Annotated in this window: 13 protein-coding genes; 6 read left to right on the forward strand and 7 right to left on the reverse strand. The window is 72.6% G+C overall.

Translation table 11 applies throughout. The features are described 5' to 3' along the window. Window positions 1-94: 94 nt before the first annotated feature. Window positions 95-1693 (reverse strand): CocE/NonD family hydrolase, encoded by a 1599-nt coding sequence (locus ACBJ32_RS49280; protein ID WP_375132813.1) that lies wholly within the window; start codon window positions 1691-1693, stop codon window positions 95-97. Between ACBJ32_RS49280 and ACBJ32_RS49285 the strand changes: the two genes are divergently transcribed. Beyond that, complete coding sequence (locus tag ACBJ32_RS49285) at window positions 1668-1922, forward strand: hypothetical protein (RefSeq protein ID WP_375132814.1); 255 nt, start codon at window positions 1668-1670, stop codon at window positions 1920-1922. The two genes, ACBJ32_RS49280 and ACBJ32_RS49285, sit on opposite strands and share 26 nt — an antisense overlap. On the opposite strand, the gene ACBJ32_RS49290 is transcribed toward ACBJ32_RS49285, so the two are convergent. From ACBJ32_RS49290 to argG, 3 genes are all read right to left on the reverse strand, one after another. Next, window positions 1906-2334 carry an ATP-binding protein gene (locus ACBJ32_RS49290; protein ID WP_357876553.1) on the reverse strand — a complete coding sequence of 143 codons (429 nt, stop codon included), beginning with the start codon at window positions 2332-2334 and terminating at the stop codon, window positions 1906-1908. The two genes, ACBJ32_RS49285 and ACBJ32_RS49290, sit on opposite strands and share 17 nt — an antisense overlap. Window positions 2335-2419: 85 nt before the next feature. Next, window positions 2420-3250 carry an SAM-dependent methyltransferase gene (locus ACBJ32_RS49295; RefSeq protein ID WP_357876551.1) on the reverse strand — a complete coding sequence of 277 codons (831 nt, stop codon included), beginning with the start codon at window positions 3248-3250 and terminating at the stop codon, window positions 2420-2422. 209 nt (window positions 3251-3459) lie between these two features. Then, entirely contained in the window at window positions 3460-4911 is a 1452-nt protein-coding gene (argG, locus tag ACBJ32_RS49300; protein ID WP_357876549.1) for an argininosuccinate synthase, read from the reverse strand. A gap of 207 nt (window positions 4912-5118) precedes the next feature. On the opposite strand from argG, the gene ACBJ32_RS49305 reads away from it, so the two are divergent. Both ACBJ32_RS49305 and ACBJ32_RS49310 read left to right on the forward strand, forming a co-directional pair. Continuing rightward, the gene (locus ACBJ32_RS49305) at window positions 5119-5763 is read left to right on the forward strand and encodes a nucleoside/nucleotide kinase family protein (RefSeq protein ID WP_375132815.1); all 645 of its coding nucleotides are present in this window, start codon (window positions 5119-5121) and stop codon (window positions 5761-5763) included. Window positions 5764-5975: 212 nt separating this feature from the next. Next, a complete protein-coding gene (locus tag ACBJ32_RS49310) occupies window positions 5976-6551 on the forward strand; it encodes an ArsR/SmtB family transcription factor (protein WP_375132816.1) in 576 nt (191 codons plus the stop codon). 47 nt (window positions 6552-6598) lie between these two features. Here ACBJ32_RS49310 and ACBJ32_RS49315 read toward each other — a convergent pair whose 3' ends face one another. After that, a complete protein-coding gene (locus tag ACBJ32_RS49315; RefSeq protein WP_375132817.1) occupies window positions 6599-8095 on the reverse strand; it encodes an alkaline phosphatase PhoX in 1497 nt (498 codons plus the stop codon). A 132-nt stretch (window positions 8096-8227) separates the two neighbouring features. After that, the gene (locus ACBJ32_RS49320; RefSeq protein WP_375132818.1) at window positions 8228-8959 is read right to left on the reverse strand and encodes a hypothetical protein; all 732 of its coding nucleotides are present in this window, start codon (window positions 8957-8959) and stop codon (window positions 8228-8230) included. Between the two features lie 98 nt (window positions 8960-9057). On the opposite strand from ACBJ32_RS49320, the gene ACBJ32_RS49325 reads away from it, so the two are divergent. Next, a complete protein-coding gene (locus ACBJ32_RS49325; RefSeq protein WP_375132819.1) occupies window positions 9058-10287 on the forward strand; it encodes a sensor histidine kinase in 1230 nt (409 codons plus the stop codon). 35 nt (window positions 10288-10322) lie between these two features. After that, the gene (locus tag ACBJ32_RS49330) at window positions 10323-10982 is read left to right on the forward strand and encodes a response regulator transcription factor (protein WP_357876603.1); all 660 of its coding nucleotides are present in this window, start codon (window positions 10323-10325) and stop codon (window positions 10980-10982) included. Window positions 10983-11021: 39 nt separating this feature from the next. Here the strand turns inward: ACBJ32_RS49330 and ACBJ32_RS49335 are convergent, their stop codons facing one another. Then, the gene (locus tag ACBJ32_RS49335; RefSeq protein WP_375132820.1) at window positions 11022-11774 is read right to left on the reverse strand and encodes a GNAT family N-acetyltransferase; all 753 of its coding nucleotides are present in this window, start codon (window positions 11772-11774) and stop codon (window positions 11022-11024) included. Window positions 11775-11924: 150 nt separating this feature from the next. Between ACBJ32_RS49335 and ACBJ32_RS49340 the strand changes: the two genes are divergently transcribed. Further along, on the forward strand, window positions 11925-12650 hold the full coding sequence (locus ACBJ32_RS49340) for a class I SAM-dependent methyltransferase (protein ID WP_375132821.1): 726 nt from the start codon (window positions 11925-11927) through the stop codon (window positions 12648-12650). The last annotated feature ends 22 nt before the right edge of the window (window positions 12651-12672 follow it).

Raw genomic sequence — 12672 nt, forward strand, 5'->3', positions numbered from 1 at the left:
GTACCTCGCCAGCGCCCCGTTGATAGTGCGCTGCCACTTCATGCCCCGGAGAGTACCCGGCCTACCTGGAAATTGCCTGAAGAAGAACGGCTCTTTAACGCGGCACCACGGGCAGGGTGATGAAGGAGTCAGGGAAAACGCGCTGATTCTGAACGACGAGATCCGCCTCCGTGGCCAGGGCGGCGGGCCGGCCGGTACCGGGGTTACGGTCGAAGCGGGGGAAGTTCGAGCTGGAGATCTCCACCCGGATGCGGTGGCCCGCCTTGAAGACCTGGCTGGTGGCGACCAGATCGATGGTGTACGTCCCGGACGGCGTGGCGGTGCGGACGATGCCGTCGATCACGCTCATCGCCCGCCCGTCCGGGTACACGTTCACCAGCTTGGCCGTCCAGTCGGTGGCGGCGGCCGAGGTCTCGGCGCGCAGCGTCACCGACACGGGCCCCGTCACCTCCACGTCGGAGCCCAGCACGTCGGTGGTGTAGCAGAGCACGTCGGCGCGGCGCTCCACGTCGCGCTGGTCCTGCGGGCCCACGTTCGTGGGGTCGGCCAGCAGGGTCGGGCCGCCGGTGGTGGGCACCGGGTCGCGCGGGTCGAAGGTGAAGGCGCGCGGCTCGGCGCAGGCGGGCGGCTCGGGGGAGAGCAGGCCGTCGGCGTGCAGGTGGTAGCGGGTGTCCACGGCACGGGCGAGCGGCCAGGACTCCTCGTCCCGCCACACGTCGTCGCCCATCACGAAGATCTTCACGGCCGGCCCGGTGTCGAGCCCCCGCAGGAACGCGAGCTGCCGCTGCTCCAGCTGGATCGCCTGCGCCGAGGCGGCGAACCCGAAGTCCAGCCGCCCGGTGCCGGACGAGGCGGAGGTCAGGTGCGACCAGGGGCCGATGACCAGCGGGCCGCCCAGCCGGCGATGGTTCTCCAGCGTGCCGGACAGGAACAGGTCGAACCAGCCGGCCACGTGCATGACCGGCGCCTCGATGCGGTCGTGCCGCAACGTCTCGGCCAGGCCCTGCCAGAACGCGTCGCGCTCGGGGTGGGAGATCCAGTCGTGCCACCACGGGATGCCCCGCACCGCGTCCAGCGGCAGCGTCCGCACGGCCGTCGCCTGGCCGGTCATGGCCGGCAGCAGCTCGCCGAACGCCGCGCCGACGTCCTCGCCGGCCTCGGCGGCGTGCATCAGCCCGAGCGCCGCCTGCATCGCGCCCCAGTTGAGCGCCGAGCCCAGGGCCAGCGCCCCGCCGTGGTACTTCAGGCCGTCGTGGAAGTCGTGCGGCGTCATGGCGGCGTACACCGCCTTCAGGCCCGGCGGGCGGGTGGCCGCGGCCTGCAGGGCACAGCCGGCCAGGTACGACATGCCGGTCATCACGACCTCGCCGTTCGACCACGGCTGGGCGGTGATCCAGGCGATCGTGTCGTACCCGTCGTCGCCCTCGTCCAGCCACGGCCGGAACTCGCCGTCGCTGCTCCCGCGCCCGCGGCAGTGCTGCAGCACCACCGCGAAGCCCGCCTCCAGCGCCGCGGTCAGCGGGATCATCCGGAACGCCCCCTCGCCGTACGGGCTGCGCGCCAGCAGCGTCGGGAACGGCCCGCCCGCCGCCCGCCGGTGCACCGTGCCGCGCAGCACGGTGCCGTCACGCATCGGCATCGGGGTGTCGTAGTCGGCGGTGACGGGCATGGGCGAGCGGTCGAGCTTCGGCATCGGGGCCTCCGGCGTCGGTCAGGTCAGGGCGCAGGCGTCGTGGCGCACGGCGGAGATCGCGCTGACGGCCGCGGGGGAGCAGGCCGTGCGGGAGGCGTTCGCCGAGCAGGCGCGGCGGGAGGGGGAGTGGTTCGCGCCGCTGGACGAGGCCGAGCGGGCGCGGCTGACCGGGTTGCTCACCCGCATCCTGCGGGAACGCCCGGCGATGGGCGTCACACGGTGCAGCTGACCGCGAACCAGACGAGCTTGCCGTTGTCCGCCTTCGCCACGCCCCACTCCTCGGCGATGGCCCCGACGATCTGCAGGCCCCTGCCCGAGAGGGCGTCCACGCCGGGGGAGCGCTGGAGGGGCACGCCGTCACCCGGGTCGAACACCTCGCCGTACAACCGGCCCGCGCGCTCCTCCAGCCGCAGGGTGTAGGCGGAGCCGCCGTGCCGGACGACGTTGGTGACGAGCTCGCTGACGATGAGCAGGCAGTCGTCGGTGACGTGGGCCAGGCCCCAGCGGTCGAGCTCGGCCCGGACCAGGGATCGGGTCTCGGCGACACCGGAGGGAGCGGACGGCAGCAGGTACTCCACCGCGCGGGCCTGCGGGGCGGCCAGGGATCCGCCGGACGGGGCCAGGTGGGGGGCCATACGCATCACGTCTCTCGGGTTTTGGGAGCGCTCCCATACCCACGATAAGCGTTCGTCTTCACTTTTGTGAATGCGTGGCGGAGAAGTTTCCTCAGGGGATGCGGGCCAGGGCGCCGTAGTTGCCCGACGAGCTGGGCTCCTCGCGGCAGGCGTGGTCGCCGTCGCCTGGACGCCACTCCGGCACCCAGACCAGCCCGGGCGGCACCAGGTCGAGCCCTTCCAGCAGAGCGGCGACCTCGTCCCTGGAGCGGATCGCCAGGTGCGGCAGGGTCATCGCGAGCAGGTCGCGGATGGCCGGCAGCAGCTCCGGCGGGACGCCGTCGAACGTGGTGTGCAGCAGGCCGAGGAAGCTGCCGCCCGGCGCCGTGTGCCGCAGCCGCTTGACGAGGTAGTGGGCGTACTCGTCGTCGTGCAGGCTGTAGGTCGACAGCAGCAGCACGGCCACGGGCCGGTCCCAGTCGATGAACGTCCTGACCACGTGGTCCCGGAGCACCTCGTCGATCTCGCGGATGTCGCCCTCCACCACCCGCACCAGGTCCGTGAACGGCTCGATGGTGGCCTGCGCCATGGTGACCACCATCGGGTTGTTCTCGACGTACAGCACGCGCGGGGCGGCCCCGCAGGCCTGGCGGGCCGCGTCGTGCAATCCGTTGCCGGCGGAGGGGCCGCTGGGAATGCCGCTGCCCACGATCAGATATTGATCCACGCCTTCGGCGGACAAATGGCGGATCATCCGGGTGAGGAATTCGAGTACCGCGCGGGCCGCCGTGGTCAGGGCGGGGGCAGCTTGATCGAAATGGCGAACGGTGTCCCTGTCGGCCAGGAAATGGTTCTTCCCGCCTGCCGCCGCGTCGAAGATGCGCGTGATCCTGGCCTGCGTCGTCTCGAGGCTGGCCAAGTTGCGGACGGCGCGCTGGTGCATGAGCGTTGCCCCTTTCCCTCGCCGCTACCGTCATTCCGGTAAGCGATCTTCGGACCTCACTCGATGACTCGAACCATATGTTCCAACAATTCCAGTCAATGACAACACGCTAGACCGGTTGTCTTGGATATGTTTGGCCGCTGCATCGTTGTGGCAAGGCACCTCTGCCGGGCGGGACATACCCGGCAGAGGGTGGTGTGACTCCTGCGTCAGTCGGTACCGGTCTCGATCGCCGCCTGGTCGAGCAGCTGGTCGTCCTCCGGCACCTCGACGTTCTCGCCGCGCGAGGCGATCGCCTCGGCGCCGCCCTGCGGCATCGCGCCGATCAGGCCGGTCGCGGCGACCTGCGGGGTGCCCAGCAGCGTCTGGTGCCCGACCATGCCGAGCCCGGCGTACTGCTCCAGCTTGGCGCGCGAGTCGGCGATGTCGAGGTTGCGCATGGTGAGCTGGCCGATGCGGTCGAGCGGGCCGAACGCGGAGTCCTCGGTGCGCTCCATCGACAGCTTGTCGGGGTGGTAGCTGAACGCCGGGCCCGTCGTGTCGAGGACCGAGTAGTCCTCGCCGCGCCGCAGCCGCAGCGTCACCTCGCCGGTGATCGCCATGCCGACCCAGCGCTGCAGCGACTCGCGCAGCATCAGCGACTGCGGGTCCAGCCAGCGGCCCTCGTAGAGCAGCCGGCCCAGCTTCCTGCCCTCGATGTGGTAGCTCGCCAGGGTGTCCTCGTTGTGGATGGCGTTGACCAGCCGCTCGTAGGCGGCGTGGAGCAGCGCCATGCCGGGCGCCTCGTAGATGCCCCGGCTCTTGGCCTCGATGACGCGGTTCTCGATCTGGTCGGACATGCCGAGCCCGTGGCGGCCGCCGATGGCGTTGGCCTCCAGCACCAGATCGACGGCCGAGGCGAACTCCTTGCCGTTGATCGTCACCGGCCGGCCCCGCTCGAACCCGATCGTGACGTCCTCGGCCGGGATCTCGACCTCGGGGTCCCAGAACCGCACTCCCATGATCGGCTCGACGATCTCGATGCCGGCGTCCAGGTGCTCGAGCCTCTTGGCCTCGTGGGTGGCGCCCCAGATGTTCGCGTCGGTGGAGTAGGCCTTCTCCGTGCTGGCCCGGTAGGGCAGGTCGCGGGCGAGCAGCCACTCCGACATCTCCTTGCGCCCGCCGAGCTCGCTGACGAAGTCGGCGTCCAGCCACGGCTTGTAGATGCGCAGGGACGGGTTGGCGAGCAGGCCGTAACGGTAGAACCGCTCGATGTCGTTGCCCTTGAAGGTGGAGCCGTCTCCCCAGATCAGCACGCCGTCGTCGAGCATCGCGCGCACCAGCAGGGTGCCGGTGACGGCGCGGCCGAGCGGGGTCGTGTTGAAGTAGGTGCGGCCGCCGGAGCGGATGTGGAACGCCCCGCAGGCCAGCGCCGCCAGACCCTCCTCCACGAGGGCCTCCCGGCAGTCGACCAGCCGGGCGATCTCCGCGCCGTACGCCGTCGCGCGGCCCGGCACCGAGGCGATGTCGGGCTCGTCGTACTGGCCGATGTCGGCGGTGTAGGTGCAGGGCACCGCACCCTTCTCGCGCATCCACGCGACCGCCACGGAGGTGTCGAGGCCGCCGGAGAAGGCGATCCCGACCCGTTCGCCTACAGGGAGAGAGGTGAGCATCTTGGACACGAGTAGAAGTATATACACATGAATGCATGACCATTCAATGTGTGCCTCCCAACGGCGCGTCGCCCGCCGCCCTCCAGGGCGCGGCAGCACGCGAACCGGTCGCCTGACTCGCCGGTCCTGGCCGTCGTGCCCAGGAGCCGCCCATCGCCTGGTGACCTTCGCCGCGAGCGCCGCTAGGGTGCTCACGTGCGTCAAGGGGAAGGTCCCGTGAGCGGCGGGTCGCGGCTGGTCGAGCGCGTGCGCGGGCTGGCCGCCGGGGACGGGCGGGTGCTGATCGGCATCGCGGGCTGCCCGGGCGCGGGCAAGTCGACGCTGGCGGGCTGGCTGGCCACGGCGCTCACCACGGCGGGGCTGCCCGCCGTCTGGGTGCCGATGGACGGCTTCCACCTGGCCGACGTCGCGCTCGAACGCCTCGGGCGGCTCGCCCGCAAGGGCGCCATCGACACCTTCGACGGGCACGGCTACCTCGCCCTGCTGCGCCGCCTCCGCCGCGAGACCGGCACCGTCGTGTACGCGCCGTCCTTCGACCGCGACCTCGAACAGCCCATCGCCGGCGCCATCGCGGTGCCGCCGGACGCCCGGGTCGTCGTCAGCGAGGGCAACTACCTGCTCTCCGGCGAGGAGCCGTGGCGGCAGGTGCGGGCGGCCATGACCGAGGTCTGGTACGCCGACCTCGACGACCGCGTCCGCCTGGAACGCCTCACCCGGCGGCACGTGCGGTTCGGCAAGACCCCCGAGCAGGCGGTCCGGTGGGTCGCCGAGGTGGACGAGCCCAACGCCGCCGCCATCCGCGCCACCCGCGCCTCCGCCGACCTCCACGTCGACATCGACGCCCTGGCCCTGTCACCCTGAGCTCCCGCCGAGGGCGAGGCGGCGGAGGCCGGGAGCGCATTGCCGTAGCACCGGCCTCACCGCTGTGCGACCTCGGTCGCCTGTGGAGTGCTCAGTGGGCTCGGCGTGAGGTTGGCCGGCGGGCTCAGGCACCAGGCCAGGAAACCGTTCGCGGCTGCTTCGCCTCTCTTACTATGCTATTTCGTAATTACGGAGCGGCGAAGGAGATCGCTATGGACGACGAAAGGATCGACGCGTTGGAGCGCCGGCTGGCGCTGCTGGAGAGCCGCGTCCAGGACGGCGAGGCCCCCAGGAGCACCCCGCAGGCGCCATCCCTGATGGGGGTCCTGCACGGCTACCGCAACGATGCCGAGGAGCACTTCCACCCCGGCACGGTCGGCTACGTCGGCGCCGCCTACCTGGCGGAGGACAACGTCTACCTCTGGGCGAGGGAGCACAAGCTCGCCGAGTTGCTGGAGGCCGACTGGAGCCCCGCGATCGGGATCCTGGAGTCCCTCGCCAGCCGGCCGCGCCTGGCGTTGCTGGGGGTGCTCGTCCGCAAGGGGCGGTGCACCAGCGCCGACCTGCTGGAAGCCCTCGCGCCGTCGCAGGGGGAGCCGACCACCGGCCAGCTCTATCACCACCTGCGCGAGTTGCAGGCCGCCGGCCTGATCGTGCAGCGCAGGCGCGGCGAGTACGAGCTCGCGGCCGTGGCCGTGATCCCCGTGCTCACCATCCTCGCCACCTCGCTCAACCTCGCCACCGACCCTCCGGTGGGGCCGCCGATCGAGGTCCCGCGACCGGAGTGACAGCGGCCGGCGGCCGGCGTGTTCGTGCCGGCCGCCGCCCTGCCACGTCAGAGCGGCCCGCGGTGCCAGGGGCCGCGGATCGCGTACGTGCGGCCCGGCGGGTCCAGCGAGACCGAGTCGCCGAAGTTGTTGACGAACAGGACCGAGCCGTCCGGGCTGAAGCACGCCCCCGCGAACTCGCAGTCGTCGGCCACGTTGACCGCGAACTCGAACGGCTGCCCCCTGCGCGGATCCAGCCCGATCAGCCGGTTCACGTTGGCCAGGCCGGGGGCCAGCGGGTGCGGGTCGGCGTCGGCCGAGCTCGAGTCGTCCTCGCAGAGCACGATGCCGCCTCTGGGGGTGAACGTCAGGTTGTCGGGCGAGTCGAGCTCCCTGCGGCCGGGCGACTCGTACACCAGCACCAGGGTGCCGCCGTCGCGGCGGCCCGGGACGTACTGCCAGACCTGGCCGTAACCCTCCAGGTAGCCGTCCGCGTTCGGCGGGTCGCCGTTCTTGGCGTCGCCGCCGCTGGTGGAGTTGAAGAAGACGCTGCCGTCGCCGTACCAGCAGCCTTCGAGGCGGTTGAACTTCGCGCCGCCCTTGGCCAGGCCCTGCAGGGTGCAGGGGGTGGCGCCGTTCTCCAGGTCCGGGTCGGGGTCGTCGATGCGCACCCACTCCACGGGCAGCCGGGCGCCCATCGTCTGGCCCTCGCGGCAGTCGTAGCCGTCCACACCCCTGATCTTGAGCATCTCCAGCACGCCGCCGGCGGCCAGGTCACGCGGGTCCCTGGGGCGGAAGCGGTAGAAGCCGTCGGCCCTGCCCGACTCGTCCTCGGTCTCGTAGACGTAGCCGGTGCGCGGGTCCACCGCGACCGCCTCGTGCGAGAAGCGGCCCATCGCCGTCAGCGGCCCGGAGGGCGCGGGCGTGCCGGGCCGGGGGCCGTCGAGCGGCACCTCGAAGACGTAGCCGTGCTTGCGCTGCCAGCCCTGCGCCGGGCCCGCGGTCGTCTCCTCGCAGGTCAGCCAGCCGCGCCCGTGCAGCATGCGGCCGCCCGCGCAGTTGACGATCGTGCCGTTGAGGCTGACGAAGTCGCGCACCACCTCGCCGCTGCGCAGGTCGATCTCCAGCGTGGTGGTGCCGGCCACGCCCAGCTCGTCGTAGCGCCGCGAGCCCTCGACGTGCACGCGGCCGATGGGGGATCCGGGGGTGGTGCGTACCTCGTGGTTGCGGATGAGGCGGACGGTGTGGCGGCGGGTCCCGGGGAAGGCGCCCATGCCGTCGTGGGCGATGGGGGTGGCGACGCCGTCGGTCATGGGGGTGCCGCTCTTGCCCAGCACGACGTACGAGAAGCCCGCGGGGAGCGCGAGGAACTCCTCGCCCGTGTTCCTGGCGGGCATGCGGCGCAGCGGGCCGTAGCCGGTCTCGCGCGGGTCGGCGGCGGGGCGGCCCGTGCTCGCCCAGGAGGCGTGGGCGGTCAGGGTCTCGATGGCGACGCCGCTGGCCAGGACACCGCCGGTGGTGGCCAGGCCGTGGCCGAGAAAGGAACGACGGTCGAGCTCGGTCATGGTGCTCCCCTCGGGACAAGGGCATAGGCGTGTGCCTCTGTGAAGCTTCAGATGAACGAGTGCTGTCGTCAGAGTAAACGGCGGATTGCACGCCGAGAGGGCCCATTTATGCCGTTCGTCCGGGAATCGGGGCTACTCGGGGAGTCGAGAGCGCATCCTGGCCAGCGGTACGAGCACCATGAGCAGGGAGATGGCCCCGGCGGCGAAGGCGGCCGCCACCGACACGAGCATCGGCGGCAGGAAGAAGGCCCCCACGGCGCAGCAGCCGCCCACCGCCATCATCAGGTGCTTGCCGAACCGCTGAGCCCGCTCGGCCCCCGGCACGAACCGCAGCGGATGGATCCGCGGCAGGGCATGCCCGAGACCCGCGACCAGCAGCCCGAGCGCGGCGGTGACGGCCACCTCCATCGGGAAGTCGTGACCGGCGGTCCTGAGCAGCGTGCCGCCATGGAGGACCAGGAGGAACGGCGGCAGGAGCACGAGGAGCGCCTTCGCCGACCGGGCCTGCGCGGCAGGGGAGGCGATGAGCGCCGGCGGCACCAGGCCGCGCAGGCGCTCGGCGACCAGGCTGCTGCCCGCCATGAGCGTGACGAGCACGACCAGGGCCACCGGCATCGCCGTCGCCAGGACCATCCTCGTCACCTTGACCTCGGCCACCCCCGGCCTGGCCTGGCGGGTCGTCACCAGCTCCGGCAGGGAGCCGTACACGGCCCAGGAGATCGCCACCATGGCGATCAGGCTGAGCACGGACACCACCACAGCCGCCCACGGCACGCCGCCCGCTCGCCGCTCCGCCACCCGCATGCCGGCCCCTCTCCTGGTCGACGTGCTGCGATCGTAGATCCGGGCGCTCGGGGCGGACATCCAGCGCGGGGCACCTGCCGGTCATGTCCCACCATGACCGTCGGCACATGACCATCGGCACGCTGCCCCGCGGGATGGGGATGGTTATGCTCCGGGATATGCGGCAGCCGCGATCGATCCGGGATCTGGACGACTGGGTGCGGTTCACCGACGACCGCCCGCCCCTCGTGTTCAGCGTCTTCTTCTGGGGCTCCGCCGTCCTGCTCGCCCTCAACTTCATCAGCGCGTTCTCCTCGCTCGACGTCATGACGGAGCGGTGGCCGCTGCTCGAAGTGATCTTCTACGCGGGAGGCGCGGCCCTGCTGCCGCTGATCGTCCTGTGGCCGCTGCTGCCCTGGTCGCGCGGCACCTCCGCGCCGCGCAAGGCGGCGACCGCGGCGTTCCTGGCCCTGGCTCTGGTGGTCGCCTCAGGCGGAGGGCTCGCGGGCCTGCTGATGCTGGGCATCGCGGTGGGCAACGCGCTGGTCGTGCTCCGGGTGCGGGGCGCGATCGCCTACTCGGGCGTCGCCGGCCTGCTCAGCTTCGGGATGAGCGCGATCAACCCCGACCAGAGCCTGCTCGGGGCGGTCGTCAACGGCCTGCTCATCGCGATCCTGTGCCTGGTGCTGCTCGTCCTGGTGACCGCGTTGTTCGACTTCAGCTCGCGGGCGGAGGAGACCCGCCGCCTGCTCGCCGATCTCGAACGGGCCCACGCCGAGCTGGCCGGATACGCGGCCCGCTCCCGCGAGCTGGCCATCGCCGAGGAACGCGCGCGGATCGCCCGCGACATGCACGACTCCGTCGGCCACTACCTGACCGTCATCAACGTGGGCCTGCAGAACGCCCAGCGCTACCGCACCGCGCGCCCCGAGGCCGCCTGGGACGAGGTCAGCCAGGCCCAGGCGCTCACCCTGGAGGCGCTGAACGACACCCGCCGCTGGGTACGGGCGCTCAAACCCCTGCGCATGGACGGCCGCACGGGACCCGACGCCCTGCGGGCCCTGGCCGAGTCGTTCGGCTCGGCCGACACCGGCGTCGCCTTCACGCTCAACGGCACCTGGCCCGACGTGGACGAGGGCCGCGAGCTGGTCTGCTACCGGATCGTCCAGGAGGGGCTCACCAACGCCCTGCGCCACTCGGGCGCGCGGCGCGTCGAGGTCGCGCTCGACTGCACGGACGAACGGGTCGAGGTGACCGTCTCCGACGACGGCTCCGGCGCCGAGCCGGGGGCGACCGCCAACGGCTTCGGCCTGCGCGGCCTGCGCGAGCGCCTGCGCGGTGTGGGCGGCGAGCTGGACGTGACCGCCGGCTCCGGCGGCTTCACCCTGCGCGCGACGGTGCCGGTGTGACGCGGTCGGGCGAGGGCACGGGGCCGATCCGCGTCATGCTGGTGGACGACCAGATCCTCATGCGGGAGGGCCTGCGCAAGCTGCTGGAGATCGAGCCCGGCATCGAGATCGCCGCCACCGTCGGCGGCGGCGAGGAGGCGCTGGCCTGGCTGGCCGGCGCCGTGGACGGCGAACGGCCGCAGGTGGCGCTCGTGGACGCCCGCATGCCGGGCATGGACGGCGTGGAGCTGGTGGGCCGGCTGCGCGCGGGCTTTCCCGCAGTCGCGCCGGTCATCCTGACCACGTTCGACGACGACGACTACATCTTCGGCGGGCTGCGCGCTGGGGCGAAGGGTTATCTGCTCAAGGACACCCCGCCGGACGAGCTGGTGGCCGCGATCCGGCGGGCGGCGCGCGGGGAGACCGTGCTGGGCGGCGAGGCCAGCGAGCGGCTCGTCGGCCTGCTGCGCGCCGCGCCCGCTCCGATGACCCGGCAGCCCCAGGAGCCGCCCGGCGGGCTGTCGGACCGCGAGTACGAGATCGCGCTGCTCATCGGCGCCGGGGCGTCCAACCGGGAGATCGCGCGCCGCCTGCACATCACGGAGGGCACGGCCAAGAACCACATCTCGAGCTGCCTGCGCAAGCTCGGCCTGCGCGACCGCACCCAGCTCGCGGTCTGGGTGTCCAGACACACGCCCCCGGACGGCATCGGTTAGGGCACCCGGTGCCAGGCGCGCGCTCCCGGACGGCACCCGCTAGGGAAGCGAGATGTGCAGGGCCTCGCCCACCCGCGTGTACCCCGTGCGGGCGTACACGCGCGCCGCCGCGTCGTCGGCCGGGGTGAGGAACGGCATGGTGACCCCGGCTCCGGCCGCCTCCCGGGTCAGCAGCGCGGTGATCGCCCCCGCGATGCCCCGCCGCCGGTACGCCGCCGACACCGCGATGCCCGCCACCTCGGCGACCCCCTCGTGCGGCCGCCCGAGCTGCCCGCCGCCCACCACCTTCCCGTCCTGGACGGCGGCGGCCACCAGCCCCCCGCCGTCGAGGACGCGCCGCAGCCGCGCCACGTCGTGCCCGGTGGCCTCCGGCGCGCCGAACGCCTCGTTCATCACCCGGGCCACCGCCCACAGCCCCGGATCGTCGGCCACGAGCCGCACCCGCACGTCCGGGGACGCCGGCGCGTCCACCACCGAGCCCGGCGCGCACACGAGCAGCGGATAACGCCCCTCCGGCACGAACCCGGCGGCCAGCAGGGCGGCCTCCACCCCGGGCGAGGCCTGCGGCACGTACTCCAGCCTCGGCGTCCTGGACCGCTCCCTGAACGCCGCCACCAGCGCCGCGACCTCGCCCGCCGTGGGCGAGGCGCCGTCGTCGGGCACCGCGTAGTTGAACGGGCCCGCGTCGTCGTGCTCGTCGAACCGGATCAGGAACGGCCCGGCCCGCCGCGCGTCAGGCCCGGCCGCCGACCTGAGGTAGGCGTGCACCGCGGTGCTCACATGGCTACTCATGACCGAATGAGGATAGCCGCCCGCCCGGCCGGTGAGCCCGGCGGCGCCGCACCCCGTGACACCGGCGTCGCCCCCGGCCTGGCCCGGGGCGCCCTCTGCCCGGCGGGAATCCGGTCGCGTCGCTCGTTCCGCGCCGCCTATCGTGGCCGCATGGCTGACGCGATCTTCGAGCATCCACGGCTGGCCGCGGTCTACGACCCGCTGGACCCCGACAGGAGCGACCTCGACAGCTACGCCGCCATCGCCGCCGAACTCGGCGCGCGCAGCGTGCTCGACGTCGGCTGCGGCACGGGCACGTTCGCGCTGCTGCTGGCCGGCCGGGGCATCGAGGTGACGGGCGTGGACCCGGCCAGGGCCTCGCTCGACGTGGCCAGGGCCAAGTCGGGCAGCGAGCGGGTGCGCTGGATCCACGGCTACGCCACGGACGTGCCGCCGCCGGCGGCCGACCTCGCCACGATCACGGGGAACGCGGCCCAGGCCATCGTCGAGCCGGAGGACTGGCGGGCCACGCTGGCCGCCGTGCACGCGGCGCTGCGCCCCGGCGGCCACCTGGTGTTCGAGACGCGCGACCCGGCCAGGCGGGCCTGGCTCGGCTGGACCAGGGCGGAGACCTACCGGTCCGTCGACATCCCGGGCGTGGGCAGGGTGGAGCAGTGGCAGGACCTGCTCGACGTCAGCGGGCCACTGGTGACCTTCCGCTCGACCTTGGTCTTCGCCTCCGACGGGGAGGTGCTGACCTCGCACTCCACGCTGCGCTTCCGCGAGCGCGAGGAGGTCGAGGCGGACCTGGCGGCCTGCGGGTACGTGCTGCGCGAGGTCAGGGACGCGCCCGACCGGCCGGGCAAGGAGTTGGTGTTCCTCGCCGGGCGGCCGTAAGAATATCGGCAGGATTTGGTAA

This window comes from Nonomuraea sp. GTA35 (assembly GCF_041950525.1).
Classification (GTDB): Bacteria; Actinomycetota; Actinomycetes; order Streptosporangiales; family Streptosporangiaceae; genus Nonomuraea.

Coding starts and splice junctions, on each gene's coding strand:
- ACBJ32_RS49285 (WP_375132814.1), top strand. CDS start 1,668: ATGGGCGAGCGGTCGAGCTTCGGCATCGGGGCCTCCGGCGTCGGTCAG.
- ACBJ32_RS49280 (WP_375132813.1), bottom strand. CDS start 1,693: ATGCCGAAGCTCGACCGCTCGCCCATGCCCGTCACCGCCGACTACGAC.
- ACBJ32_RS49290 (WP_357876553.1), bottom strand. CDS start 2,334: ATGCGTATGGCCCCCCACCTGGCCCCGTCCGGCGGATCCCTGGCCGCC.
- ACBJ32_RS49295 (WP_357876551.1), bottom strand. CDS start 3,250: ATGCACCAGCGCGCCGTCCGCAACTTGGCCAGCCTCGAGACGACGCAG.
- ACBJ32_RS49310 (WP_375132816.1), top strand. CDS start 5,976: ATGGACGACGAAAGGATCGACGCGTTGGAGCGCCGGCTGGCGCTGCTG.
- ACBJ32_RS49315 (WP_375132817.1), bottom strand. CDS start 8,095: ATGACCGAGCTCGACCGTCGTTCCTTTCTCGGCCACGGCCTGGCCACC.
- ACBJ32_RS49320 (WP_375132818.1), bottom strand. CDS start 8,959: ATGTCCGCCCCGAGCGCCCGGATCTACGATCGCAGCACGTCGACCAGG.
- ACBJ32_RS49325 (WP_375132819.1), top strand. CDS start 9,058: ATGCGGCAGCCGCGATCGATCCGGGATCTGGACGACTGGGTGCGGTTC.
- ACBJ32_RS49330 (WP_357876603.1), top strand. CDS start 10,323: ATGCTGGTGGACGACCAGATCCTCATGCGGGAGGGCCTGCGCAAGCTG.
- ACBJ32_RS49335 (WP_375132820.1), bottom strand. CDS start 11,774: ATGAGTAGCCATGTGAGCACCGCGGTGCACGCCTACCTCAGGTCGGCG.
- ACBJ32_RS49340 (WP_375132821.1), top strand. CDS start 11,925: ATGGCTGACGCGATCTTCGAGCATCCACGGCTGGCCGCGGTCTACGAC.